The 24,166-nt window shown below is 61.2% G+C and carries 21 protein-coding genes and 1 pseudogene; 8 read left to right on the top strand and 14 right to left on the bottom strand.

Features of this window, described 5'->3' with window-relative positions:
- Positions 1–13 precede the first annotated feature (13 nt).
- The 4 genes from B4L76_RS19730 to yghU all read right to left on the bottom strand — a co-directional run bounded on the left by B4L76_RS19730 (position 14) and on the right by yghU (position 4,408).
- Entirely contained in the window at positions 14–931 is a 918-nt protein-coding gene (locus B4L76_RS19730) for a pyridoxal-phosphate dependent enzyme (protein ID WP_296234841.1), read from the bottom strand.
- A complete protein-coding gene (locus B4L76_RS19725; RefSeq protein WP_296234840.1) occupies positions 928–1,602 on the bottom strand; it encodes a helix-turn-helix transcriptional regulator in 675 nt (224 codons plus the stop codon). The genes B4L76_RS19730 and B4L76_RS19725 overlap by 4 nt, the downstream gene beginning before the upstream one ends.
- Positions 1,603–1,723: 121 nt before the next feature.
- Positions 1,724–3,427, bottom strand: coding sequence for an amidase (locus B4L76_RS19720; protein ID WP_296234838.1), 1,704 nt, complete (start codon positions 3,425–3,427; stop codon positions 1,724–1,726).
- A gap of 141 nt (positions 3,428–3,568) precedes the next feature.
- Entirely contained in the window at positions 3,569–4,408 is an 840-nt protein-coding gene (yghU, locus tag B4L76_RS19715; protein ID WP_296234836.1) for a glutathione-dependent disulfide-bond oxidoreductase, read from the bottom strand.
- Positions 4,409–4,608: 200 nt separating this feature from the next.
- Here yghU and B4L76_RS19710 point away from each other — a divergent pair, with 200 nt between their 5' ends.
- The gene (locus tag B4L76_RS19710) at positions 4,609–5,655 is read left to right on the top strand and encodes an alpha/beta hydrolase family protein (protein WP_296234834.1); all 1,047 of its coding nucleotides are present in this window, start codon (positions 4,609–4,611) and stop codon (positions 5,653–5,655) included.
- On the opposite strand, the gene B4L76_RS19705 is transcribed toward B4L76_RS19710, so the two are convergent.
- The 3 genes and pseudogenes from B4L76_RS19705 to B4L76_RS19695 all read right to left on the bottom strand — a co-directional run.
- Positions 5,617–6,795 carry an MFS transporter gene (locus B4L76_RS19705; protein WP_296234833.1) on the bottom strand — a complete coding sequence of 393 codons (1,179 nt, stop codon included), beginning with the start codon at positions 6,793–6,795 and terminating at the stop codon, positions 5,617–5,619. The two genes, B4L76_RS19710 and B4L76_RS19705, sit on opposite strands and share 39 nt — an antisense overlap.
- A gap of 186 nt (positions 6,796–6,981) precedes the next feature.
- Positions 6,982–8,568, bottom strand: coding sequence for an ABC-F family ATPase (locus tag B4L76_RS19700; RefSeq protein ID WP_170029732.1), 1,587 nt, complete (start codon positions 8,566–8,568; stop codon positions 6,982–6,984).
- A 20-nt stretch (positions 8,569–8,588) separates the two neighbouring features.
- Positions 8,589–9,335 (bottom strand): annotated as a pseudogene (locus tag B4L76_RS19695) (site-specific integrase); the annotation flags it as partial.
- A gap of 986 nt (positions 9,336–10,321) precedes the next feature.
- Between B4L76_RS19695 and B4L76_RS19685 the strand changes: the two are divergent.
- Positions 10,322–10,771 carry a carboxymuconolactone decarboxylase family protein gene (locus B4L76_RS19685; protein WP_296234832.1) on the top strand — a complete coding sequence of 150 codons (450 nt, stop codon included), beginning with the start codon at positions 10,322–10,324 and terminating at the stop codon, positions 10,769–10,771.
- 227 nt (positions 10,772–10,998) lie between these two features.
- Here B4L76_RS19685 and B4L76_RS19680 read toward each other — a convergent pair whose 3' ends face one another.
- The gene (locus B4L76_RS19680) at positions 10,999–11,640 is read right to left on the bottom strand and encodes an HD domain-containing protein (protein WP_296234830.1); all 642 of its coding nucleotides are present in this window, start codon (positions 11,638–11,640) and stop codon (positions 10,999–11,001) included.
- A gap of 138 nt (positions 11,641–11,778) precedes the next feature.
- Between B4L76_RS19680 and B4L76_RS19675 the strand changes: the two genes are divergently transcribed.
- Positions 11,779–12,750, top strand: a complete 972-nt coding sequence (locus B4L76_RS19675; RefSeq protein WP_296234828.1) for a GlxA family transcriptional regulator — start codon at positions 11,779–11,781, stop codon at positions 12,748–12,750.
- 157 nt (positions 12,751–12,907) lie between these two features.
- Here the strand turns inward: B4L76_RS19675 and B4L76_RS19670 are convergent, their stop codons facing one another.
- Genes B4L76_RS19670 through B4L76_RS19660 form a run of 3 tightly spaced genes read right to left on the bottom strand, consistent with a single transcriptional unit; the run spans position 12,908 to position 14,609 of the window.
- A complete protein-coding gene (locus tag B4L76_RS19670; RefSeq protein WP_296234826.1) occupies positions 12,908–13,549 on the bottom strand; it encodes a LysE family translocator in 642 nt (213 codons plus the stop codon).
- Between the two features lie 33 nt (positions 13,550–13,582).
- The gene (locus tag B4L76_RS19665) at positions 13,583–13,903 is read right to left on the bottom strand and encodes an AzlD family protein (protein ID WP_296234824.1); all 321 of its coding nucleotides are present in this window, start codon (positions 13,901–13,903) and stop codon (positions 13,583–13,585) included.
- On the bottom strand, positions 13,893–14,609 hold the full coding sequence (locus tag B4L76_RS19660; RefSeq protein WP_296234822.1) for an AzlC family ABC transporter permease: 717 nt from the start codon (positions 14,607–14,609) through the stop codon (positions 13,893–13,895). Before B4L76_RS19660 ends, B4L76_RS19665 begins: the two co-directional genes overlap by 11 nt.
- Before the next feature lie 120 nt (positions 14,610–14,729).
- Here B4L76_RS19660 and B4L76_RS19655 point away from each other — a divergent pair, with 120 nt between their 5' ends.
- Entirely contained in the window at positions 14,730–15,602 is an 873-nt protein-coding gene (locus tag B4L76_RS19655) for a LysR family transcriptional regulator (RefSeq protein ID WP_296234820.1), read from the top strand.
- Positions 15,603–15,780: 178 nt separating this feature from the next.
- On the opposite strand, the gene B4L76_RS19650 is transcribed toward B4L76_RS19655, so the two are convergent.
- Both B4L76_RS19650 and B4L76_RS19645 read right to left on the bottom strand, forming a co-directional pair.
- Positions 15,781–16,818 (bottom strand): sensor domain-containing diguanylate cyclase, encoded by a 1,038-nt coding sequence (locus tag B4L76_RS19650; protein ID WP_296234819.1) that lies wholly within the window; start codon positions 16,816–16,818, stop codon positions 15,781–15,783.
- An 84-nt stretch (positions 16,819–16,902) separates the two neighbouring features.
- On the bottom strand, positions 16,903–17,568 hold the full coding sequence (locus tag B4L76_RS19645; protein WP_296234818.1) for an SOS response-associated peptidase: 666 nt from the start codon (positions 17,566–17,568) through the stop codon (positions 16,903–16,905).
- 107 nt (positions 17,569–17,675) lie between these two features.
- Here B4L76_RS19645 and B4L76_RS19640 point away from each other — a divergent pair, with 107 nt between their 5' ends.
- Positions 17,676–17,969, top strand: a complete 294-nt coding sequence (locus B4L76_RS19640; protein WP_296234816.1) for a hypothetical protein — start codon at positions 17,676–17,678, stop codon at positions 17,967–17,969.
- An 82-nt stretch (positions 17,970–18,051) separates the two neighbouring features.
- Here B4L76_RS19640 and B4L76_RS19635 read toward each other — a convergent pair whose 3' ends face one another.
- Positions 18,052–19,419, bottom strand: coding sequence for an HD domain-containing phosphohydrolase (locus B4L76_RS19635; RefSeq protein WP_296234815.1), 1,368 nt, complete (start codon positions 19,417–19,419; stop codon positions 18,052–18,054).
- Between the two features lie 158 nt (positions 19,420–19,577).
- Between B4L76_RS19635 and B4L76_RS19630 the strand changes: the two genes are divergently transcribed.
- The 3 genes from B4L76_RS19630 to B4L76_RS19620 form a co-directional block, all read left to right on the top strand.
- Positions 19,578–20,516 carry a cytochrome-c peroxidase gene (locus B4L76_RS19630; protein WP_296234813.1) on the top strand — a complete coding sequence of 313 codons (939 nt, stop codon included), beginning with the start codon at positions 19,578–19,580 and terminating at the stop codon, positions 20,514–20,516.
- A complete protein-coding gene (locus B4L76_RS19625; protein WP_296234812.1) occupies positions 20,513–22,324 on the top strand; it encodes a DAHL domain-containing protein in 1,812 nt (603 codons plus the stop codon). The genes B4L76_RS19630 and B4L76_RS19625 overlap by 4 nt, the downstream gene beginning before the upstream one ends.
- A 770-nt stretch (positions 22,325–23,094) precedes the next feature.
- On the top strand, positions 23,095–24,166 hold a 1,072-nt coding region (locus B4L76_RS19620; protein WP_296234811.1), incomplete at its 3' end, for an Ig-like domain-containing protein.

The raw sequence follows: 24,166 nt of genomic DNA, 5'->3' as shown, positions 1-24,166 counted from the left end.
CCGCGCCAGCGCTTTATTCGGCCACGGCCAGCCAGGCGTGGATCTGCGCCAGGGTAGCGGTGGCCCCGCCACACACGACCACCAGCACGTTACGGTAGCCGGCCAGCGCGACCGCGTCATGGGCCAACGCCAGCGCGGCACCGCAGGCCGGTTCTACCAGCACACGATGATCCAGCAGAAAGCGCTCGCAGGCTTCGAGCGCGGCACGGTCGCTGACCACATGGCTGTGCAGCGGGTGCCGGGTTGCGCAGGCCAGTGCCTGATCGGCAACACGCTTTGCCCCCAGCGACGTGGCCACCGAGTCGATACGGTCCAGCTCCACCGGCTCCCCTGCCTGCAAGGCCGCATGCAGCGACGCCGCGCCTGTGGTCTCCACGGCCAGCACCGGTACATCACCCCAGCCGTTGCGTTGCAGCCCCTCGACCACCCCGCAGAGCAGGCCACCACCGCCTACCGACAGCACCACCGCATCCGGCTTCAGGCCGGCCTCGGCAACCTCATCCACCAGGCTGGCGTGCCCGGCCCACAGCAGTGGGTCGTCGAACGGGTGGATGAAAGCATCACCCTGGGCCACCAGGGTTTGCGCCAGGGTGTTGGCTTCCTGCCAGGAACTACCGTGGACCACCACCTTGGCGCCTTCCAGGCGTAGCAGTTCCCTGGCCCGCTCGGTGGTGGTTTCGGGCACCACCACGGTGACCGGCACGCCCAGCTTGCGCCCGGCATAGGCGACCGCCAGACCCGCGTTGCCGCCCGAGGAGGAAACGAAATGCCGCGCGCCACGGGCATGCTGCACTTCGCAGGCATGGCCGACACCGCGCAACTTGAACGAGCCGCAGGGTTGCAGGGCATCGAGCTTGAGCCAGATGTTGCACCCGGCTGCCAGCGACAGCGGGCGGGATTCGATCAAGGGGGTAGGGATATGCAAGGTCATCGGCTGGCTCCGCGCAGTTGCTCGAGGTAGTTGTAAATGGTGTAGCGGGTCACCCCCAGGGCACTGGCAGCTTTTTCCACCCCGCCTCTGACGATGAACAGGCCACGCTCCTGCATCACCCGTACAGCCTCGACCTTGGCCTGCTTGTTCATCCGCCCCTGGCCGCTGCGCTGCAGCGAGGCCTGGATGATCTCCCTCATCAGCAGCTCCATGTCGGCGGGCTCGGTGACCGTGGGGGCCGTAGCTAGTGGCTGGAATTGCTGGAGGAAGCTCATGGCGGCGTCCAGGCCGGTGACATCGGTGTTGACGCAAAGGCTGGCGAAGGGGTGGCCGGTGCTGTCACGGAAGATCGCCGTGGCGCTGCGCAAGGTGCGGCCTTTGAGGGTGGTGGGGTAGTCGGAAACGACCACCGGCGCGCAGCCTTGCTGATCGGCCGAGGCTTGCATGAGCGCCTTGAAGCCCTGGTCCTGTTCCGGGGCGGCGAGGATCGGGCTGCCGACACCGCGGCCGGAAAGGTGGCCGTTGACGATCGCCACCACGGAGCGTTCCGGGTGGTCAAGGTCGTGCAGGAGTATTTCCAGGTTGCGTGGGGCAACGCTGCCCATGGCCTGGATGGCGGCCTTGAGGACGGTGAGGGTGAGCCGGCGTTCTGCTTCGGGCATCAGGGACATGGCAAATCGCAAAATCAACGTTTTGTGTATTTTTACACGTAAAGTTGAATTTTGCGATTTGCTTTTTCAAGCCCAACCGCCGGCGAACCCGCGAACGGGCCGCCAGGCGGCCCGCTGTCGCTTAACCCAGCGGCGGCGTGCGCGGCGGGATCATGCGGCGCGAGCCGGTCGCCTCGAAGGCTGCACCGAAGCTGAGCAGCGCGTTGTCACTGTAAGCCCGGCCAGCGAAGGTCAGCCCCACCGGCATGCCGATGTCGGCCATGACGCCCATCGGCACGGTCACGGTCGGTACGCCCAGGTGGCGGATCGCCAGGTTGCCATTGGCCACCCAGATACCATTGCTCCAGGCGATGTCGGCCGAAACCGGGTTGACATCGGCATCCGCCGGGCCCACGTCGGCCACGGTGGGGAACAGCACCGCGTCCAGGCCCAGGTTGTCCATCCAGTCTTCCAGGTCGATCCTGCGGGTCTTTTCCAGGCCGCGCAGGCCGTCGGGCAGGGTCTCGATCTGGTCCCAGCTCTTCAGGCCGCGCTTGGCCATGTTGACGTATTCGTCCATGCCAGCCGCCAGGTCGTCCTCACGGTTGGGCAGGGTGCCCGGGTCGTGGGGGAAGATCAGCGGGCCATCGACGTCGGCCAGGCGGTTGAGCTTGGGGTCGTCATTGGCGCGCAGGAAGTCGTCGAACGCCCAGCCAGACAGTTCCCACAGTTCGTCATGCAGGAACGCCTTGCTGACGATGCCGCGGTTGTACACGGTCGGCGCGCCCGGGCGGTCGCCTTCGCAGTTGGATACCAACGGGAAGTCCACTTCCAGCACCTCGGCGCCGGCCGCCTCCAGCGCCTGGCGTGCCTCCTGCCACAACGCAATCACGCTGGCGCGGGTGTTGATGCGCTGGCCGGTCGGGCCGCCGATGCCGGGTTTCTCGGAGGTGCCGGCCGCGGGGTCGGCATTGATGTACATGCGCGGCACGCCAAAGCGCTTGCCCTTGAGCGCGCTGGCATCCACGGCCAGGTCGAGGTAGCTGGCGGGGCGCACCTGGGAGGCCGGCGGGATTGGCACCCAGGGCTGCAGACGCCACAGGTCGCCGCGCTTGTCGGCGTCGTCGGCAACCACCACGTCGAGGACCTCCAGCAGGTCGGCCATGGTGCGGGCATACGGCACCACCACATCCATGGTCGGTGTCAGCGGCCAGTTGCCACGCACCGAGATCACCCCGCGTGACGGCGTGTAGGCGCACAAGCCGTTGTTGGACGCCGGGCCACGGCCGCTGGACCAGGTTTCTTCGGCCAGACCGAAGGCGCTGAAGCTGGCTGCAGTGGCGGTGCCGGCACCGTTGGACGAGCCTGAGGCGAACGGTGCGGTCAGGTAATGGGCGTTGTAAGGGCTTTCCGCACGGCCGTACACCCCGCGCTGCATGCCGCCGTTGGCCATCGGTGGCATGTTGGTCTTGCCCAGGCAGATGGCGCCGGCGGCACGCAGGCGCTCGATGGTGAAAGCGTCGCGCTGGGCTACCAGGTCCTTGAACGCCGGGCTGCCGGAAGCAGCGGTCAGGCCTTTGACCAGGTAGCTGTCCTTGGCCGTGTAGGGGATGCCGTCCAGCGGGCTCAGCAGCTGGCCTTTGGCGCGGCGGGCATCGGACGCCTCGGCCTCGGCCAGTGCCTGCGGGTTGCGCACTACCACGGCGTTCAGGGCGGTGGCGGTGTCGGCGCCGTCATAGGCGTCGATGCGCGCCAGGTAGGCCTTGACCAGTTCGACCGCCGTCGTGCGGCCCGACTCGAGTGCGTCGCGCAGCTCGGCAATGGAAACCTCGGTTACCTCGATCATGCTTTCACCAAAAAATGTGCAGGTGGGGGCTAATGCGAGGAGTGTACAAGAAGGGCCTGGCCGGCGCAGGTTTGCGCGGGGGCAAATGGTTTCATGCAGGTGGGCATTGTCGGGGGCCGGGTAACGGCCCCCGACCGTCTTTCAGTCCAGGTCGGACGCCGCGTGCCGCTCTGGCACCTGGCTGCTTTCATCTCCCCAGGTACGGTTCACCCGGGTGCCGCGCTGCACTGCCGGTCGCAGGGCAATTTCCTCGGCCCAGCGCTGTACATGCGGGTATTCGTCCACCGCCAGGAACTCCGCCGCGCCATACAGGTTGCCGCGCACCAACTGGCCATACCACGGCCACACGGCGATATCGGCGATGCTGTATTGCTCGCCGCCCAGGTAGCGGCTTTGCGCCAGGCGCCGATCGAGCACATCCAGCTGCCGCTTGGCTTCCATGGTGAAGCGGTTGATCGCGTACTCGAACTTTTCCGGCGCGTAGACATAGAAGTGGCCAAAGCCACCGCCCAGGTAAGGTGCCGCCCCCATCTGCCAGAACAGCCAGTTCAGGCTCTCGGTGCGGGCTGCCGGCGCCTCGGGCAGCAGGGCGCCGAATTTTTCTGCCAGGTACAGCAGGATCGAGCCCGACTCGAACACCCGCACCGGCGGCTCGACGCTGCGGTCGAGCAATGCGGGGATCTTCGAGTTGGGGTTGACCTGAACGAAACCGCTGGAAAATTGCTCACCTTCGCCGATGCGGATCAGCCAGGCATCATATTCGGCGCCTTGGTGGCCCAGGGCGAGCAGTTCTTCCAGGGCAATGGTGACCTTGACGCCATTGGGGGTGGCCAGTGAGTACAACTGCAGCGGGTGCTTGCCCAGCGGCAGGTCCTGGTCGTGCGTCGGGCCGGCAACCGGGCGGTTGATGCTGGCGAACTGGCCGCCGGACGCTGCGTCGTTACGCCAGACCTTGGGTGGCACGTAGGCGGGCTTGCTCATGCAGGAATCTCCTTGGGTGGCGCGATATGAACACTTGAAGACGTCGGCCTGTATCTATGCCACGGGTTCGATGAAAAGCGCAAATGCACCGTACGCAAGCGTCATGCGCATGACATCGGTTTAATCCAGGTTTCATCCGCCACTGGCCAGCGCGGTTCTATGCTGGGTAATCGCTTCACCCGGCAAGGACCCGTCGGCCGATGACTCTTCCACGCTGCCTGCTGGCCCTGGCTCTGTGCGGCGGCCTGCTGACCCAAGCCGAGGCCACGCCCTGGGTTGCCGGCCTGCACCACATGAGCTTGTCCGATCCGGTCGACGCCCGGCCCATGCAGGCACTGGCGTTCTACCCGGCTGTTGGCAGAACCCGCAGCAGCCGCCTGGACGGCTATCCGATCGACGTGGCTGAAGAAGCGCCGGTAGCGTTGGGCCAATTCCCCTTGCTGGTGCTGTCTCATGGCAACACTGGCAGCCCGCTGGCCTTGCATTACCTGGCCACCTCGCTGGCGCGTCGGGGGTTTGTGGTGGTGGCGGTGGTGCACCCGGGCGACAATGCCCGCGATCACAGCCGCCTGGGGACCCTGAGCAACCTGTATGGCCGGCCGCTGCAAGTCAGTGCCGCGATCACCGCGGCCCGCGAGGATGCTTTGCTGGGGCCTTATCTGAACAACGCCAAGGTGGGGGTGATCGGCTATTCGGCCGGCGGTGAAACCGCCTTGATTGTTTCCGGTGCGCGCCCCGACCTGGACCGCCTGCGCCGGTATTGCCTGGAGCGCCCGAACGACGCCGATGCCTGCAGGACGCACGGGGTACTGATCGCCGACCGCAGCGAGCTGGCGCCCATGGCTGACCAGCGGGTGGGCGCGCTGATGCTGATGGCGCCGCTGAGCTTGTTGTTCGACCGCCATACCCTGGCCGGGGTGCGCTTGCCGGTGCTGATCTACAGCGGTGACAACGACCAGCTGGTGGCGGTGGATCGTAACGCCGAAGCGTTGGCTCGCAAGCTGCCGGTTACTGCAGACTATCGCCTGCTGGCCGGCGCTGGGCATTTCGTGTTCATGGCCCGTTGCGACAGCGAGCAATACGCGCGCATGCCGGCGCTGTGCAAGGACGCCGAAGGTGTGGATCGTCGCAATATCCACCATTCGCTGCAGCGCGAAACCGCAGCGTTCTTCAGCCAGGCGCTGGGCGCGCCGCAGCCGGCCGAGCGCTCAGCCGCGACGAGCCTGCCGCGCCAGCCACAGCGTTAGGCCGACGCCCGCCAGGGCCAGCAGGGCCGCCACAGCGAAGACCAACGCATACCCCAGGTGCACGGCAACTGCGCCCATCAGCGGCCCGACGATGCCCAGGGCCAAGTCGAAGAACACCGCGTAGGCGCCCAGCCCGGCGCCGCGGCTGCTGGCAGGTACCTGCCTGATCGCCTCGACCCCCAACGCGGGGTACACCAGCGACAGCCCGAAGCCGGTAAGGCCGGCGCCAACCAGTGCCCACGGCGGCGAAGGTGCCAGCCACAGCAGGCTCAACCCGAGCACTTCGGTGGCCATACAGGCCACGGCGACGTTGTAGCCGCCAAACCGGTTGACTGCGTTGACGAACAGCAGCCGCGAAAGGATGAAACACAGGCCAAAGGCGCTCAGGCACCAGGCTGCGCCGACCCAGCCTCGCTCCAGGTAGTAAAGGGTAACGAAGGTGGTCAGGGTGCCGTAGCCGATCGACGCGAGGGTCAGGCCCAGGCCGCACGGCGCGACCCGTCCGAAGGCCGCCCAGAACGGCAGGCGCTCGCCGCGGACCACGACCACGTCCGAACGCTTGCGCAACACCAGCAGGGTCAATAGCGCCAGTATCAGCAGCGCTGGCCCCAGCACGCGAAAGCCCAGCCCATCTACCGCCAGCACGCCCAGGGGCGCGCCAATCGCGATGGCACCGTAGGAAGCAATCCCGTTCCATGAGATCACCCGCGCGGTGTGCTCGGGACCGACCTGGCTGATACCCCAACTCAACGTGGCCACACCGATCAGCCCCTGAGCGATACCCAGCAGCACCCGACCGCCGAGCAGTAATGCCAGGCTCAGCAGCGGTAGCGTCACGGTCAGGGCCGACAGCAACGTCAGTAGCCCGCAGCCGGCGATCCCCAGCAGACCGAAACGAATGGCCCGTTTCCCGCCCAGGGTGTCCGCCACCCGCCCGGCAAAGGGGCGGCTGAGCAGGGTGGCCAGATACTGCAGGCCGATGGTCGCACCGGCGACGATTGCGCCATAGCCCAGCTGGTCGTGCACATGGCCGGGCAGCACGGCGATCGGCAGGCCGATGCAGAGAAAGGCAATGAAGGTGTAGAAGACGATCGACAGGATCTGCCGGGTGATGCCGGCGGCAGGTTGTTGCGCGGTCATGGGCTCGTTCGCGGGCGGGCGGTTGGGCGTGGTCCCCATCATGGCCGTTGCGTGGAGGAAAAGAAAGCAGGCTAACGAATTATTCGTTGGGGGAAGGGCAGCGTTCGGGACAGGGGTGGATTGTTCGCCGGTTTATCCGTGAAGAAGCCGGCCCGGCCACGCAAATGGCCAGGCCTGGCCCTTCAATCAGACCAGCACACCCTGGCTACGCAGGTAGTCATCGTAGGTGCCGCTGAAGTCCACCACACCATCGGCCGACAGCTCGATGATGCGGGTGGCCAGCGACGACACGAACTCCCGATCGTGGCTGACGAACAGCAGGGTGCCCGGGTAGTTTTCCAGCGCCAGGTTCAGCGCCTCGATCGATTCCATGTCCAGGTGGTTGGTCGGCTCGTCCATGACCAGCACGTTCGGCTTCTGCAGGATCAGCTTGCCGAACAGCATGCGGCCTTGCTCACCACCGGAGATCACCTTCACTGACTTGAGAATCTCGTCGTTGGAGAACAGCATGCGCCCAAGGGTGCCGCGGATCACTTGTTCACCGGAGGTCCACTGGCCCATCCAGTCGAACAGGGTCATGTCTTCTTCGAAATCGTGAGCGTGGTCCTGGGCGTAGTAGCCCACTTCGGCGCTGTCGGTCCACTTCACTTCGCCCTTGTCCGGGGTCATTTCACCGACCAGGGTGCGCAGCAGGGTGGTCTTGCCGATACCGTTGGGGCCGATGATCGCCACGCGCTCGCCGGCTTCGATGGTGAAGCCCAGGTCCTTGAACAGCACCTTGTCGTCGAACGCCTTGGACATTTTCTCGACGGTCACGGCCTGGCGGTGCAACTTCTTGGTCTGCTCGAAGCGGATGAACGGGCTTACCCGGCTCGATGGCTTGACCTCGGCCAGCTGGATCTTGTCGATCTGCTTGGCGCGCGAGGTGGCCTGCTTGGCCTTGGAGGCGTTGGCCGAGAAGCGGCTGACGAAGGTCTGCAACTCGGCGATCTGCGCCTTCTTCTTGGCGTTGTCGGCCAACAGTTGCTCGCGCGCCTGGGTAGCGGCGGTCATGTACTCGTCGTAGTTGCCCGGGAACAGGCGCAGCTCGCCGTAGTCCAGGTCGGCCATGTGGGTGCAGACACTGTTGAGGAAGTGCCGGTCGTGGGAAATGATCACCATGGTGCTGTTACGCGCGGTGAGGATGTTTTCCAGCCAGCGGATGGTGTTGATGTCCAGGTGGTTGGTCGGTTCGTCGAGCAGCAGCACGTCCGGGTCCGAGAACAGCGCCTGGGCCAGCAGCACACGCAGCTTCCAGCCAGGGGCCACTTCGCTCATCGGGCCGAAGTGCTGCTCCAGTGGAATACCCAGGCCCAGCAGCAGTTCACCGGCGCGCGATTCGGCGGTGTAGCCGTCCATTTCGGCGAACTCGGTTTCCAGCTCGGCGACGGCCATGCCGTCTTCCTCGGTCATTTCCGGCAGCGAATAGATGCGGTCGCGTTCGGCTTTGACCTTCCACAGCTGGGCGTGGCCCATGATCACCGTGTCGATCACGGTGAATTCCTCGTAGGCGAACTGGTCCTGGCGCAGCTTGCCCAGGCGCGTGTTCGGTTCGAGCATGACCTGGCCGGCGGATGGCTCCAGGTCACCACCGAGGATCTTCATGAAGGTCGACTTGCCGCAACCGTTGGCGCCGATCAGGCCGTAGCGGTTGCCGTTGTTGAATTTGACGGAAACGTTTTCGAACAGCGGCTTGGAGCCGAACTGCATGGTGATGTTGGCGGTGGAGATCAAGGAGCTTACCTATCAATAACTTACGTGGCTTCTTCGCAGCTACGGACCAATTTCGGACCAATTTGGAGCTTTTCCAGCTCCTGCCAGTCGTCTTACGAGTTAATCCAGCGCGCATAAGTCGACAAGAGCATCTGCACGCTATGCCCGAGCTGCTGGGCGATAAATGCGGGGTTGAGACCAGACATTAAGCATATTGTCGCATAGGTGTGGCGGCAGTTATACGGGGGCGGTATCGGACCCAAGCCTTTGAGGATCGGGCGCCACGGATGGTGCAGGTCCGACGTCTGCTTGACGTGCTCTCCATTCTTCCCAGGCGGGAAGACGAACGGCGATTCGATGAGTTGTCCTTTGCCCAGCCTGCGGCGCTCTGCGTACTGCCTGGCGAGCTCCAAGGCGTGCAAGGCCCTGTCGTTGAGCAACGAAAACCTATCCTAGTTCTTGCTCGGCCGATGAGGATGCTTGTATATCTCGGCAATGATCAGATTCGCCTCGTCCAAGGTAAAAGGAACGACCTCTTTCCTCGAGCGTGCTGGCAGCTGTATGGCTTCAGCCGCGTTCCTGGTGATCAGACCGTCCAGTACCACCGCTGAGCGCAGGATGGTTGACGGCTTCACCATCGCATTGCGCTTGACCGACGGTGAAGTCCAGGCGGCGGTGGTGAAGATTCGCCTCAGGGGCGTCGATGTAATCAAATCAATATGCACCAAGGCGAGGTGCGGCACCCAGCATAGGCTCAGAGTGCCTTTATAGTTCAGCCTGGTGCCAGCTCTTGGGCGGGCATCGACTTGGCTGAATGCGCGCGAGACAGGGTTGCCCTATGATTCGGTGAGCCCACGTCTGATAATGCCTCGGATATCAATATTCAATGCAGGGCCAATAATGGACTACCGTGCAACTCGCTACGCCCTATTTGCCGTTGCCTTCTTCGTAATGTGCCAGCCAGTACAAGCATCGACCTGGCAAATTTGCCGTATGGAGCTACTTATCACTGATGTGTTGAAGCTTCCCTATCCAAAGCTACAGGCCCAGGTCGTGAAGGTAAGCCAGGCATCGACTACGGCAGAATGCCCGGAAAAGGGGGGGACTATCACATTCGTACCGGAAACTGCTGATTACCAAAGCACGCTCCCACGCAGGCAGTGGCCCAAAAAAGGCCAGGTGATGCACATCAACTACCGATATCTGGATGGGACGTGTAAAGGCGATGGCCATCCCCATGAGTGCCGTATTGAACACTACCCCTTGGCGGGTACTTTGTAGGCGTCCGGAGAACACATGTTCGCCACATGCAGGTCGAAGATCTTGCGTCGAGCATGGGCCCTGCAGCCGATTTCGGTGATAGCCATCTGACAGTCCTTTGGAATGCGAAAGCCCGCCAGAGCCGCTTCGCCACTTTGATTGGCCAGCCCATCGGTACCCGATTGCATCGCTGGCGGCTGCAGGGCGCGCACTGAACCTGTTCTTCTACCTGGCCCTCAACACTTGAGACAGAGGGGCCTGTATTCGAGCGCAACTGTGCGATGCTGCCGCCCCGCTGGAAGAAACCGTATCGCTACTTCTGGTCTTTTATGCTGACTGATCGTTCCTATCTAGAAAAGCGACCCGCCACCTTCCGCTGCATTAAGCTAGCCTCATTCGGCGCTTGATATCCAAAAATATTGGAGCCCAGAAATTACAGCGGATTGGCTCCATGAGCCGAGCCGCGTACGCCATAAAATGCGTCTGTGTTTACGAAAGCGCTTATGGAGTAGGTATGGCTCGCATGAATTGGTTTGAAAAGTCTCCCGGTGCGGCAAAAGCGCTGACCGGGTTACACCACTATGTAACCACCGGAACGAATCTGCCTCCGGAGTTGATCTATCTGGTTTTCCTTCGAGTATCGCAGATCAATGGTTGCGCGTATTGCATCGATCTTCACTCTCGCGACTTGATCAAAGGCGACATGTCCGTTGATAAGGTTCTGCTAGTCGCGGTTTGGCATGAGGCGGAGCACCTCTTCTCCGACCTGGAGCGCGCTGCGTTGAAGTGGGCAGAAGAGGTGACCAACGTGGGCGAGACCCATGTTTCGGATGAGGCTTACGCTGCTGCCTCCGCAGTTTTCAACGAGCGAGACTTGGTAGATTTGACTGCCACAATTGCTGCAATGAATGCTTTCAACCGGATGGGGGTTACGTTCAGGCTCAAACCTGCCGCTAAGGCTTAGCGGTTAACCGCCTGACCTTGGGAAGCGGAGCCTACCTGGGAAGTCGCCAAGTTGGAGCTCGGCTTTCCGCCTTGCAAGGGTGTGGAAATCGGCATCAATTTTAGCTGCATCGCCTCGATCTACAGAATAGCGGGCTGAATGGCTCCTGTTTTCGTAGACACCTTCAAGCCTCAAGACTTTGCCTGGGCAACCCGGAAACGAAGGGGCCGCAATGCGGCCCCTTTCCTTTAGCTTGGCCAGCAGGACTGGCGAATGATGCTGCAGAAGTTACCCGCCAGGAAGCCAGGCTCCTTGTCGGCTATCACATCAGCCTTGACGTTGCCGAATGTCGTTTGCGGCTTGTGGCGGATGCCGTCATAGAACGTCTGGATGATGGCTTCTTTGAATTGATCGCCACGTGGATGTGCTTGAACCACGGCATCCCGGTCAGCTGCGCTGAGCTTCTCGTGGTGTAACCCGAGAACATCGGTCTCTACGCCAGCAGTGACCAATGCAATGAGCGGGTGCATGTGCTCTGGAATCCCTGGAGTGGTGTGAAGTGCAATTGCAGTCCATACGCGTTCTATGTCGCGTTCATTGATGCCATGAGCTTGGAGAAAATCACGCGCGGCATTCGCTCCATCGACTTCAAAACGACAACAATCGCTGCTGTGCTGGTGGGTCAGGCCCATGTCATGGAACATGCAACCCGCGTAGAGAAGCTCGTCGTCGTATTTCAGGCCCAGTCGCTTACCAGCAAGCGATGCGAAATAGAAGACACGGCTCGAATGATGGAAAAGAAGGGGCGAGGCGGTGTCCCGCACAAGCTCGGTGATTTCTCGGGCCATCGAACTCTGAGGCACGTGAATGCCAGCAATGGCGTTAGTCATATGGAGATCCTGGGTAGGGTGAGTGAGGACTCCAGTCTGAGTGCCCAGGTGCATGGCATCAATTGACTTGTTGCGTCAAATCCTGCCATTGTCAGCCAGTATCGGACTTGGGCGCTCTGCCCTCCATTAGGAGCCGTTATGTCTCGCCCCCCAGTAACTCTCGCTATCCTGGGTATGCCAGGGGTTCAACTTCTGGACGCTTGCGGTCCTTTGGACGTATTCGCTGAAGCCAACCGGCAAGCTGGGTATGAAGCCTATCGGTTACTTCTACTTGCTTGTGAACCTGGTCCATTGGTGAGCTCTTCGGGTACCCGGTTAATTCCTGATGCCTGGATCGGAGAGGAGATTGATGCAATTGATACCTTGCTGATAGCCGGAACCCCTCAAGCCGCCGACCAGTACCTTCGATCAGGGATTCTGGATTGGCTGCGCCAGCGTGCTCCGTTGTGCAGGCGTTTCGGTTCGGTATGCACTGGCGCATTTGCCCTTGCAGCTGCGGGGCTACTTGATGGCCGTCGGGTCACTACCCACTGGGCTGTGGCGCAGCCTCTCTCTGAAAGATACCCACAAGTTACCGTGGAGGCGGATGCCATTCAGGTCCATGACGGAAATTTGAGGACAGCTGCGGGTGTAACGGCTGGGCTGGATCTTGCGCTTACGTTGGTTCAGGAGGATTTGGGCGATGAAATCGCGAAGGACGTAGCAGGCCACTTGGTCATGTACTTCAAAAGAACCGGTGGGCAGATGCAGTTCAGCCGTCAAGGATCTACTTCACCCACAGGGCGCTCTGCTCTACAGGCATTGCAGCGGTATGTCACGGCAAATCCGGCTCTGGATCATGGGGTTGCGAATCTGGCAGAGCGTATGGGCATAAGCCCAAGGCATTTTGCCCGGATCTTTCAAAATGATGTGGGCATGACGCCGGCAGCTTGGGTGGAGCAGACGAGGGTGAATGCTGCTCGCGAACGGCTGGAGGCTGGAAATGATGCGCCCAAGCAGGTAGCTGCCATGTGTGGATTCGCTAACGCAGACACATTGCGCCGAGCTTTCGTCCGTCATATGGGCGTTACCCCTGCGGAATACCGCAAACGCTATGCGCGACCTTGTTGAGAACAGGGGCCGTTTGATAAAAGGCTGTACTGCTCCAAACTGGCTTTGGGGCTTTAGCAGCCCGGCGCCAAGGGCAGCTTTGGGTCGATTGCAGCCGTTCACGACTGACCGCTATCGACCCAAACCGGACGTTCGCCAAAAGTTGAGCAGGCGCCTCTCAGGAAATCGGCCGACGCGTAGCGAGAACGGCAACACCAAAGCAGATAAACGTCGAGCCGACCAATCTGCTGATCCAGACGGAAAACGCAGGCCGGGTCAGCATGCCTTTAGCTTGGACCGCCGCAGCGGCATACAGGCTCAATGAAGCCAGCGACAGCCCCATGAATATCGCCGTGAGAAGCAGAAACTGCGGCAGCAGAGCAGCGCTTTGGTCGATGAACTGCGGGAACAGCGCAGTGAAGAACATCGTGGCCTTTGGGTTAGTGGCTGCCGTGAGAAACGCCGATTTATACAGCTTCAAACGCGATGGTCTATAGGTTTGTCCGTCTGGATGTACTGCCTGAGCAAGTATCGGCCCTTTCTTGAACAACTGCTTGGCCCCCAGGTAGAACAGATAGCCGGCGCCCAGGATCTTCACAACGCTGAACATCCACTCAGAGCTTGCGAGCAGAGCGCCTAGTCCGAGCATCGCGGCAGCCGACAAGCAGAACAGCCCGGACGCATTGCCGATTGAGGACCATAAGGCGTAACGCGGCCCGTAGGCCAGGCTGTTATTGATCGCCATCAGGGTCGCAGGCCCGGGGCTCGCGATGGCGATGGCCGCCACCACGGTAAAAGCAAGAATAGAATGCAGATCCATTTTTCACGTCATCGGTAAGTGTGAAAGGACATCCTACAGGGCAACCTGCAGATGCCTGAACATCGCAGCCATGACAACCCCTGCCGCAATTGCAGGCAAGGGCTTGCGCAGCACCAACATCACGATTGCCGTCGTCAACAAGGCAAGCCGTGCGCCGTTGTCGCCGGTAACCGCCAATGGTGCAAGGACCGCCACCAGCACCGAGCCGGACATGGCACCGATGAACTGCTGCACCCTGTAGTTGATGGGAACGAAGGCCATCACGAACACGCCTCCCCAACGGGTCATCAGGGTAACCACGGCCATGATGAGAATGATGAAGAAGGTGCCCAGGCCAGTGCTTTCAATGTGCATCTTTCTTCTCCATCCAGACAGCGCCCAACAGGCCGCCAGCCAATGCGCCGGCAACGACATGACTGTTTTCAGGCAAATACCTGTACGCCAGCAATGACGCGCCGGCAGCCACGCTCCAGATGATCAGCATGCGCAGGTTCTTCTTCCCACCGATCACCATTGCCAGCAAAAAGCAGCCCATCACCATGTCGAGGCCCAAGCTCACCGGGTCATGGATCGCGCTACCAAAATAAAGGCCCAGCCAGCTGCCAAACGTCCATGCTGACCACAGGGCAATACCACCACCAAACAAGAGGCCAATCCCTGGTTTGCCGCCATTGAGTGCTTGCATAGACATCGCCCAGTTGGCATCGGAAACCACGAGCATCACACCGTAGCGCTTGGCCCGGGGCAGCTCACGCAACCACGGATACAAGGTTGCCCCCATCAACAAGTGCCGAGCATTGATTGCGAATACCGTGACAATTAACGGAACGACCGGAACGTGCTGCCCCCACAGATCAAGAACCGCGAACTGTGCCGCGCCAGCAAACACCAAGGCGCTCATCAGCACGGTTGAGAATTCGCTCAAGCCGGTCTGTGCGGCGGCAAGGCCGAAGGCCACTGCGAAAACCACTACGAACGAGGAAATCGGTAGCAGCTGTTTGAAGCCACTCCATACCTCATGCCTATCAAGCCCGACCGAGCCACTACTGATACTCAACAAAATTTCGCCTCCTCTGCCCCGACACCTCAATTCGTGCGGTATTTTGCGAGCTCGAACGGGATACAGAAAAGCGAATAAGTGTTATAAAAGGCATTCGATTTTCGAATTGGCGGCTCGACGGTGCAATCAAAGGATTTGCAGATCGACTGGTTACGGACGTTCGTTGCGGTCGTTGATACTGGCTCCATGACAGCGGCTGCTCGGCAGATCTCGCGCTCTCAATCAGCCGTGAGCATGCAATTGAAGAAACTCGAAGACAGCGTGGGTCGACCACTTCTGAATCGGGAGCCGAGGCAGCTTTCATTAACGCCGGCAGGCTTTGATCTGTTGGGGCACGCGCGGAAACTATTGGCGTCCCATTCCGCCCTGGTGCTTGCGATGCATGGGGGAGCACTCTCCGGAAGGGTGACCTTCGGTGTTCCGGATGACTATGCGGAACCCTATCTTGTGCCGGTGCTCAAAAGCTTTATCGCTCGCTTTGGCGAAGTCGAAGTAACCCTTGTCTGTGAAGAATCCACCGCACTGTTGGCCAAAGTCGATCGAGGCGAAATCGATTTGGCGGTAGTCACCCGTGATGCACCCTCGCGCGGCACGCTGCTCTTCAGGGAAGCGCTGGTGTGGGGCGCAGAGGAGCAACACGAAGTCTGGAAGCGCGATCCGTTGCCAATTGCGGTTCATGAGCTCGGCGGACGCTTGCGTACCGAAATCCTGGCGGCGCTTGACGTCCAACAACGCGAGTATCGTGTCGTTTACAACAGCCCGAACGTAGGCGGCCAGATCGCCGTTGCACTGGGCGGCATGGCGGTCGCCGTACTGACTCGATGCAGCCTTCCTCCCAACCTGAAGATGCTTGACGGACGCCAAGGGCTGCCCGAGCTTCCCGTGGTGGAAGTCGTGCTCATCCGGAGCAGGGATTCAAAAGGGTCTCGTGCGGTAGATGCCATGTATGATCAAATCATGAGCACCCTCAGAGATCCACTGGTCATTGAATGACGTCGGCAACTCGGTTTGTGGTTGTCCGCAATGGGTCGAAAGCGGGCGGTAGGTCGGCAGAACACCGGAAATGGGTCTCGATGCCTATGCGTGCTGGCCAATTGCGGGCGTCTGTACGTTATGACAGGCGGAACATGGAGCACAACGGCCTGTTGCCAGCCCCGGGGCCACGCTCCGCTCACACGGGTGGCGCCCGGTAGACGACCTGGTCGCGTCCCTGCTGTTTAGCGGCGTACAGCCCGGTATCAGCGCGGTTCAGCGCGTCCTCCATCGATTCCGCACTGGCGAACAGGGTGCAGCCTATGCTCAGGCTGACCTTCTGTTGACCGTTGGGCAACTGCATCGCTGTGCTACCGACCAGTTCCCGGATTCGTTCGGCAATGCGTCGCAGTTCGTCGCCGTCCTTGACCTGCAAGATGGCGACAAATTCTTCGCCGCCGTGACGTACCAGCAGGTCATCGGGACGCAGTGCCGCGCGCAGACGCCGGGCACATTCGCAGAGCACTTTGTCGCCACCGGCATGGCCGTACTTGTCATTGATCGATTTGAAATGATCAAGGTCCGCATAGATCGCCCCCAGCTGCGAGTGATGCTGGTCCGCCAATCGCCGTAGGTGCCCTTCAAAAGCCGCCAGCGCGCCGCGGTTCCATAGCTGGGTCAACGGGTCGAGCAAGGCTTTGCGCTGTTCACGGTCCATTTCGAGGCGCAGGTCGCGGTTGATCTGCGCCAGGGCACGCAGTTGCAGATAGCCTTCCGCCAGGGTGGCCAGGTCCCTGAAATGCGCCTGCTGCGCCTTGCTGAGCTCGCGCGGCCGAGGGTCGAACATGCACAACGTACCGATCGCTTTGCCATTTCCGGCGCGCAAGGGGTGGCCGGCATAGAAGCGGATAAAGGGCGGGTTGAGCACCAGTGGATTGTCGACGAAGCGCGTATCCTGCCTGGCATCGGGAACCATCAAGGTATCTTCGCCGAGAATCGCGTAGCCGCAGAAGGAAATACTGCGTGTCGTCTCGTTGGCCTCGAGCCCTATGCGTGCCTTGAACCACTGGCGGTCCTGGTCGATGAGGCTGATCAGCACAGTGTCGACGTGAGCCAGGTCCTGGGTAAGCCGCACCAAGGTATCAAGATAATGTTCGGCAGGTGTATCGACCAGGTTCATGTCGTCGAGTGTGCGCTGGCGCAGCGCTTCGTCTACGGGCAAGGGGCAAGCTGGCATATCAGGGGCTCCATTCCTCGGTTCGTTGCTTCTGCAACTGGCTGGCGTCTACCCTATGGGGGGGCGAAACAAGCACAGCATAGGTCATGGCAGCGGGTCAATCAGCTCGGCGCCCTGGTTGCGCACATTTCCCACGGCCGCGCTCACCCGGTACCATTCGAAGCGATCAGCGGGTTCGCCGAGGTTGAGCACAAGTTGCTCCGCCTGCGCGCTCGGCATGTCGGCGGCGAGCCACGTGCGTGCCGATTCCGGCGAGAGCACGACAGGCCTGCGGTCGTGCACATCGACCAGGCCGCCTTGCGCATCTGCGGTGATGATTACGCAGCCATCGCCCGCGTTGCCGGTAAACTGGCCGATAGATGCGCACAGGGCAGGGTGGCCATCCCGACGTCGTATGAAATAAGGCTGTTTCCTCGGCCCGCCTTCATCAACCCATTCGTACCAGCCGTCGACGGGCGTTATCGCCCGGTATGGCCAGATCGCACGGAAGAACGGGCCGTGCGCCACCTTTTCCACGCGGGCGTTGATTGGCGCAGCGCGGTCAGTCGCCCAATGCGGCCGCCATCCCCATGTCACCAGGTCCGCCCGCAGGCCTGCGGCATCCACCCGCAGCACGGCGACTGGCGTAGTCGGAGCGATGTTGTACTGGCCCAGCGGCTGGTCGCCGACGTTGTTTCTCCACGCCTGCGGCAGGCTCAGGGTTGCAACGAAGTCATGGACGCCCCGGTACTGGCTCAGCCTGCCACACATACGTCACCCTCCTGCCTTGCCGTGTAAGCATAGTCCGCCGAGTGGTACTGGTGCGGCGCTGCAGGACGGTGCTCAAATACTGTATCCATATACAGTATCGGTGCAGTATGTATTTCCTCATCGTTCGTCGCCGGGAGCGCGGCATCGCCATACCATCCGACCAGTTGCGGAAGGTTCCGGCATTGCGTGCCGATGTCCACATCGGCGACCACCACAGCGAACCGCTGGGCCGGGTGTCGACCCAGGCCTGGCTGTTCAACCCGACGCCCGGGCCGGACATCATTCCTCGGCTGCACGATGCCAGGGTCAATGGCATGGCCCAGCTCGGGATGAACATCAACGGGGTAGAGGAAATCGACGGGGTATTGTTCGCCCAGTCGTGGTGGTGTCGGGCGGAATGATCACGGTCTGCGCCCAGCTGCCATGTGGCGGGGCCTTGCCCGCCTGGAGAAACCCCGCGGGTTTTGTTCGCCCCGGCTTGAGTCAGCCCGCCGTTGTCGGCGCGGGTTGCACGCTGCCGGCCTCCTCGGGAATTCTGACGAACACACTGTATTTGCCGCCTTCCATTTCTTCGAAGGCAATCAGTTTCTTTACCAGAAGGCCGCTCAGTACCTTGCCGGCATTCAACAGCAACATGCCGTTGTCGGCATGGAGGTTACGCGCCAGGATCATGCCATCTGCCAACTCGTGCGTGCTCAACACCTTGATGGCCGGGTCGGTCAGGGTGATGTCGCGCATGTACTCGGCGCAAACAACGACGAAGTCTTCCACCAGGTCCGGGTCGTACAATTTCCCGGCATATTTGCGGATATACAGCAGGGCCTCATCGCTATTGAGTTGGCGCTCGAGGACCAGCCCGCGCTGCAATTCGATGAAATCCACGGCCATTTTCAGCCAGCGGGCACCCAACGGGATGTCCGCGCCCTTGAGGTGGCCCGGAAAACCGTTGCCGTCCCAGCGCTCCTGATGGTGGAGGATGAGTTGCGCGGCCTCTTTCATGGGGTCCAGGGTCATCACCAGTGCTTCGCTCTGTTTCGGGTATGAGCGGTACAGCTCGCGTTCCTGGGGAGGAATGAGATCGGCCGGGCAGGTGAGCATGCTGTCGGTCCAGCTCATCTTGCCGATGTTGTAAAGCGCAGCCGCCATGGTCAGGTTGCGGCAGGTCGCTTCGTCCAGCCCATGGCTGGTGCAGTACACCCGTATCAGGTCGATGACTTGCCGGTTGGTCTGCTTGGCCTTGGGCAGGCGCATGTTGCCCAACTGCGAAAAGAACTCGGTGCTGGTCACGTAACTGCGTTTGAGTTCTTCATAGGCAAGGTCGAGCATGTCGGCCGTCTGCTGCAACTCGGCGGTGCGCGCCGCTACGCGCTGTTCAAGGCTCTCGTTGAGCGCCTTCAGTTGCTGGATCTGGGCCTGGGACAGTTGTTCCAGGCGCTTTCGCTCGCTTTCCGAATGCTGGTGGGCCAAGGCCTGGCGCAAGGTGACCAACAGTTCTTCATCATTCCAGGGTTTGCTGATGTAGCGGTAGATGTGCCCATCATTGATGGCTTTTGCGATGGTGTCCGTGTCAGCGTACCCGGTAAGCAGAATACGCAGTGTGGCGGGGAACCGCTCATGCACGTGTGCCAATAGCGTGGCACCGTCCATGTTGGGCATGCGTGCGTCGCTCATCACCAGATTGATCGGCCGCTGCTCAAGCAGTTGCAGGGCATCGGCGCCGCTTTCGGCAACAAGGACTTCGTAGGGCTGGCTGCGGAGCAAACGACGGAGGCTATTGAGAATCGAGGGTTCGTCGTCCACCAGAAGTATCACGGCTTTGTCTGCTGCACCATCGGTAACGGGTAGCTCCATGGGTCCCTCCTGGCCGGTTTCACTCAGACGCTCCCTGGCTACAGCCTAGATGACATTTGCCCTGGCGTTCGCTTTTCTCGATTGGCCTCACTATGCTCCGAGACAGCGTGCATCTTGCCAGGGAGGTTTGTGCTGTGGTGATCGGTCTGCAGGTTCGCATGGTTGCCACGATGCTGACGGTATCGCCGGCGTTGGCCTTGGCCCAGAGCATCGGTGGGCCGCTGACGCCCTTGCCGGCGGTGCCTGCGCTTGACCCTGCGCGGGTGGAGCTGGGCCGCAAATTGTTCAACGACCCACGGCTGTCGCCCAATGGCACCCAGTCCTGCGCCGATTGCCATCGCCTGGATCGGGCGGGCGCAGACGGTCAGGCGCGCTCGCTGGGTGCCGATGGCAAACCCATGGCCGTCAATACCCCCAGCGTCTTCAATGCGAGCCTGAACTTCCTGCAGTTCTGGGATGGGCGTGCACAATCGTTTGACGGCCTGGTACACCTGGCAACCGCCAGCGCAAGCGAAACAGAAAATGGCTGGGCCACGGTGGTCCGGCGAATTGCCGGCGACCCGGCCTATCGCGTGGGGTTTGCCGCAGCCTATGGCAAACCCGTGGCCGCTCACGATATCGAAGATGCCCTGGTCACCTACCAGCGTACCCTGTTGACACCTGCTTCACGCTTCGACCGCTACCTGCAGGGGGACACCAGCAGCCTCAGCCTGGAAGAGAAGTATGGTTATCAGCGCTTCCAGGAATACGGCTGCATCGCCTGCCATCAGGGCGTGAACATCGGTGGCAACATGCTGCAGAAGCTGGGTGTGTTCGATGACTATTTCGCCAACCGAGGCAACCCCGCGGTGGCCGATCAAGGGCGCTACAAGGTGACCGGCGACCCGGAGGACATGAACCTGTTCAAAGTCCCCAGCCTGCGCAACGTAGCGGTCACTGCCCCTTACTTTCATGACGGTTCGGTGCCCACCCTGGAGGCCGCCGTCGACGCCATGTTCCATTATCAGTTGGGGCGTACCCCAAGAGAGGGTGATAAAGCGCTGATCATCAAGTTTCTCCAGACCCTCACCGGTCAGTGGGAGGGCAAACCGCTATGAAACTGAAGGCTCGGCGCAGCCTGCTGCTGCTGGCTGCCTGCGCCACGCTGCTGGCGTCCGTGCTGGTCTATCTGTACTGGATGTCCAAGTCTGACGAAAGCGGTAGCTACGCCCAGGCGCGTGACCTGATTCGCCAGATCAAGCAGTACGACGCCCAGTGGGAAAGTGCGGTGCTCAAGGCGCGCACTACCACCAACTACAATTACGACCCGCTGGTGCTGCCGCTGATGGAAATGAAACGCCTGTGGCGGGAGTTCCGCACGCTTGAGGCACGCATCGGGAAAACCGCGATACCCGGCTGGCAGGCCGCCTTTGGCGATTACCAGCAAGCCTTCGATGACAAGATCCTGCTGGTTTCGCGTTTCAAGACGCACAACGCAATCCTGCGAAATTCCCTGGCTTTTCTCCCGGACGCAGCCGATGTCATCCAGGTGCACCTTGGCCAACTGGTCGACGCCGACGCGCTCCGCCTGCGCAGGATCACCAGCGATACCTACGACCTGATGCTCAGCAGCCTGGAATTTGCCCACACCACCACCGAGGACAAGGCTGCCGATATCCTCGTCGGCCTGAACAATCTTTCAGTCAACAAAGAGCGCCTGCCGGTCGATTTTCAGGCACCCATCGATACCATCAGCAAACACATCGAGTTGATCCTGCACGAGCAACCCAAGGTCGATCAGCTGCTTGAAGCTATCGAGGCCGTGCCGATCGCCGAACGCCTGGACGCCATTGCGCTGATGCTGGACCGCGACGAGCAGGCAGCCACGCTGACGGCCCAGCGCTACCATTTCTACCTGCTGGTGTTTTCCACCCTGCTGGTATTGCTGTTGCTGTACATGGGGGTGTGGCTGATGCGCAGTTACGCCGAAATAAACCGGGTCAACCGGGCGCTGGTCAGCGCCAACGACGAACTGGAGCAGCGAGTTGAACGGCGTACCCAGGCGCTTGGCCAGGCCAGCGCAGCCCTGCAACGCGAAGTGGACGAGCGCCGGCTGCTCGAGAACCAGCTGGTCCAGTCGGAAAAGCTCGCCTCGCTCGGCCAGCTGGCCGCGGGTGTTGCCCATGAAGTCAATAACCCGATCGGTTTTGTCTCGTCCAACCTCGGCGCCCTGGACGATTATTTCGGCCGTCTGCAGAACATGCTCAAGGCCTATGCTGACGCCGAAAACACCCTGATTCCGCATGGGCTGAGCGCGGAGCTGGCGAAGCTGCGTACGGAAATCGAGCTGGACTACCTGCTGGAGGATATCCCGGCACTGATCCGCGAATCCAAGGATGGTATCAGCCGCGTTGCGCGGATCGTCAAGGACCTCAAGGACTTCTCGCGGGTGGACAGCAGCCAGGATTGGCAGCTGGCAGACCTGCAGCAGGGCATAGAATCAACGTTGAACATTGTGGCCAGCGAACTCCGGCACAAGGCCGACCTGGTCAAGGACTACCACCCTTTGCCGCAGGTCGAATGCCTGCCTTCGCAGATCAATCAGGTGGTCATGAACTTGCTGGTCAATGCCACCCAGGCGATGGGCGCCGAGCGTGGCAGGATAACCCTGCGTACCGGTGCCAATGACGCGTGGGTGTGGATCGAGGTCGCGGACAACGGGTGTGGCATTCCGGCCGAGAGCCTGCAGAAGATCTTCGATCCGTTCTATACGACCAAACCGATTGGCCAGGGCACCGGGCTGGGACTGTCGCTTTCGTACGGCATCATCAAACGTCATGGAGGCGAAATCCATGTAACCAGTGAAGTGGGTGTCGGTACGACGTTCAGGGTGGAACTGCCTATCCACCAGGCCCGCTCGGCCTGAGCTCGCCTCAGCCTCGGGGAGGGGACAGCAAGGGTGGAATGCAAATTGCTGTGACCCAGGGGAAATCGAACCTCCGGAGGGCGCAACAATGAACCGGGACGACCGCTTCTACATGATTTTCGTGGTGACGGCCGTGTTGCTACTGGATTTCGCCGCGACCTGGGTGTTTCTGCAGGCCATCGCCTGACCTTCCCACCTTTGTGGGAGCGACACCCGGAAGCGGGGCTTTCGGCTTGTGTGTTTGCTGGCGAATACTCCATCGGGGGCAGCGCCATGTTGCGCGTTGCAGCCTCGCCACGCTCGACCTGTCAGTGACCCACGGATTGCCGCGCCACTATCAAGTTACTTCTACCCAATGACCTTGCCCGGATAGTCCTGCCCAACTTCCGCTGCGCAAATGAAACTTAATCCTATCGCCACAGGCTGTGGCAGGCGTTCTTTTACATCGTGATAGATGCAAATGGATTGCACTTTCCCCCGCAATCACTCAACTGAACACAAGGGTATGAATGTGCTTGCTCAAGCTGAATGTAAAACTTGGATAAGCCGCGACTTTTACTCGAGTGGATTGTTCGGCTCAGAAGGCCCATGCCCCCGTAGAATTCTGGCTACGCTCGTTGCACAAGTGCAACTGCAAGGTGGGGTAACGGTACCGGCGTATCCGCCTGAACTATTGATAAAGTGATACTGGCGTTTTATCGGAGGCATGCTATTTCTGAATCAACGAGTGCGACCACTCGGTCGTAATGTTGACAAAGGGACTGTCAGTCATGTCGATACAGGCGAAAATATCTCCTCTCGCTCAAAGTGTTTCCTCTGCCGCCCCCATTTCGATCCCCAGCAACGGAATACTGACCCTCTCCCAAAGTAGTAATGTTGCTCTGGATTTGGCGCCTGAAAGTGTGGCGGGGTATTCAAAAAGTGGAACTGACCTGATCGTGCAACTGAAGTCCGGCGAAAACCTGCGCATCGCCAACTTCTATGTCGAGGGGCAACCTGTCAGCCAGTTGTATCTGGTAGACCGGGACAAACTGTTGGCCGTCGACCTGCCGGCGGTCGCTGGCGATGGGCCATTGATGGCTGGCTATGTGGCCCAGGAAAGCCTGGCCGGGTTCGAGTCACTGACTGCCACTGACGGTACCATTGCCGGGCTGAGTCCCGGCGCGGCACTGCTGGCCGGTGCTGCGATCGTCGGTGGCGGTGTCGCCATCGCCAACAGCGGCGGTGGCGGAGGAGGTGGCAGTGCAAGTGTCGATGGTAGCGTACCGCCTGACACCACGCCCCCAGCGCCGGCCAGCGGCTTACAGATCGCCGCGAATGGCAGCAGCATCAGTGGCACGGCCGAGCCTGGCGCCACCGTGGGAGTCGACAGCAACGGCGACGGGCGAGCGGATGTCAGCGTGGTGGTCGGCCCCGACGGCAAGTTCCAGATTCCACTGAACCCGCCATTGACCAACGGCGAGACGGTGACTGTGGTAGTGACCGACCCTGCCGGTAACAGCAGCCCGGCGGCGACCGTGCAAGCCCCTGACTTCCCTGACGCGCCGCAGATCAACCCGAGCAACGGATCGAACCTCAGCGGTACCGCCGCGCCGGGCAGTACGGTGGTCCTCACCGACGGCGACGGCAACCCCATCGGCCAGACCACTGCTGATGGCAACGGTAATTGGTCGTACACCCCGGACACTCGACTACCCGATGGCACCGTAGTCGAGGCGGTGGTCAAGGATGCCGCCGGCAACAGCAGCCCAGCCGCCAACATAACCATCGACGGCGTGGCACCTTCGGCACCGGTGGTCAACCCCAGCAATGGCACCGAACTCAGCGGTACCGCCGAGGCAG

It is taken from the genome of Pseudomonas sp. UBA4617 (assembly GCF_002386445.1).
Classification (GTDB): Bacteria; Pseudomonadota; Gammaproteobacteria; order Pseudomonadales; family Pseudomonadaceae; genus Aquipseudomonas.
The sequence above is the reverse complement of the archived record's forward strand: the minus strand, read 5'-3'. Positions and strand labels throughout refer to the sequence as shown.

What these genes read in the sequence shown, in the direction of transcription:
- B4L76_RS19730 (WP_296234841.1), bottom strand. Translation starts at nt 931, where the DNA reads ATGACCTTGCATATCCCTACCCCCTTGATCGAATCCCGCCCGCTGTCG.
- B4L76_RS19725 (WP_296234840.1), bottom strand. Translation starts at nt 1,602, where the DNA reads ATGTCCCTGATGCCCGAAGCAGAACGCCGGCTCACCCTCACCGTCCTC.
- B4L76_RS19720 (WP_296234838.1), bottom strand. Translation starts at nt 3,427, where the DNA reads ATGATCGAGGTAACCGAGGTTTCCATTGCCGAGCTGCGCGACGCACTC.
- yghU (WP_296234836.1), bottom strand. Translation starts at nt 4,408, where the DNA reads ATGAGCAAGCCCGCCTACGTGCCACCCAAGGTCTGGCGTAACGACGCA.
- B4L76_RS19710 (WP_296234834.1), top strand. Translation starts at nt 4,609, where the DNA reads ATGACTCTTCCACGCTGCCTGCTGGCCCTGGCTCTGTGCGGCGGCCTG.
- B4L76_RS19705 (WP_296234833.1), bottom strand. Translation starts at nt 6,795, where the DNA reads ATGACCGCGCAACAACCTGCCGCCGGCATCACCCGGCAGATCCTGTCG.
- B4L76_RS19685 (WP_296234832.1), top strand. Translation starts at nt 10,322, where the DNA reads ATGGCTCGCATGAATTGGTTTGAAAAGTCTCCCGGTGCGGCAAAAGCG.
- B4L76_RS19680 (WP_296234830.1), bottom strand. Translation starts at nt 11,640, where the DNA reads ATGACTAACGCCATTGCTGGCATTCACGTGCCTCAGAGTTCGATGGCC.
- B4L76_RS19675 (WP_296234828.1), top strand. Translation starts at nt 11,779, where the DNA reads ATGTCTCGCCCCCCAGTAACTCTCGCTATCCTGGGTATGCCAGGGGTT.
- B4L76_RS19670 (WP_296234826.1), bottom strand. Translation starts at nt 13,549, where the DNA reads ATGGATCTGCATTCTATTCTTGCTTTTACCGTGGTGGCGGCCATCGCC.
- B4L76_RS19665 (WP_296234824.1), bottom strand. Translation starts at nt 13,903, where the DNA reads ATGCACATTGAAAGCACTGGCCTGGGCACCTTCTTCATCATTCTCATC.
- B4L76_RS19650 (WP_296234819.1), bottom strand. Translation starts at nt 16,818, where the DNA reads ATGCCAGCTTGCCCCTTGCCCGTAGACGAAGCGCTGCGCCAGCGCACA.
- B4L76_RS19645 (WP_296234818.1), bottom strand. Translation starts at nt 17,568, where the DNA reads ATGTGTGGCAGGCTGAGCCAGTACCGGGGCGTCCATGACTTCGTTGCA.
- B4L76_RS19640 (WP_296234816.1), top strand. Translation starts at nt 17,676, where the DNA reads ATGTATTTCCTCATCGTTCGTCGCCGGGAGCGCGGCATCGCCATACCA.
- B4L76_RS19635 (WP_296234815.1), bottom strand. Translation starts at nt 19,419, where the DNA reads ATGGAGCTACCCGTTACCGATGGTGCAGCAGACAAAGCCGTGATACTT.
- B4L76_RS19630 (WP_296234813.1), top strand. Translation starts at nt 19,578, where the DNA reads ATGGTTGCCACGATGCTGACGGTATCGCCGGCGTTGGCCTTGGCCCAG.
- B4L76_RS19625 (WP_296234812.1), top strand. Translation starts at nt 20,513, where the DNA reads ATGAAACTGAAGGCTCGGCGCAGCCTGCTGCTGCTGGCTGCCTGCGCC.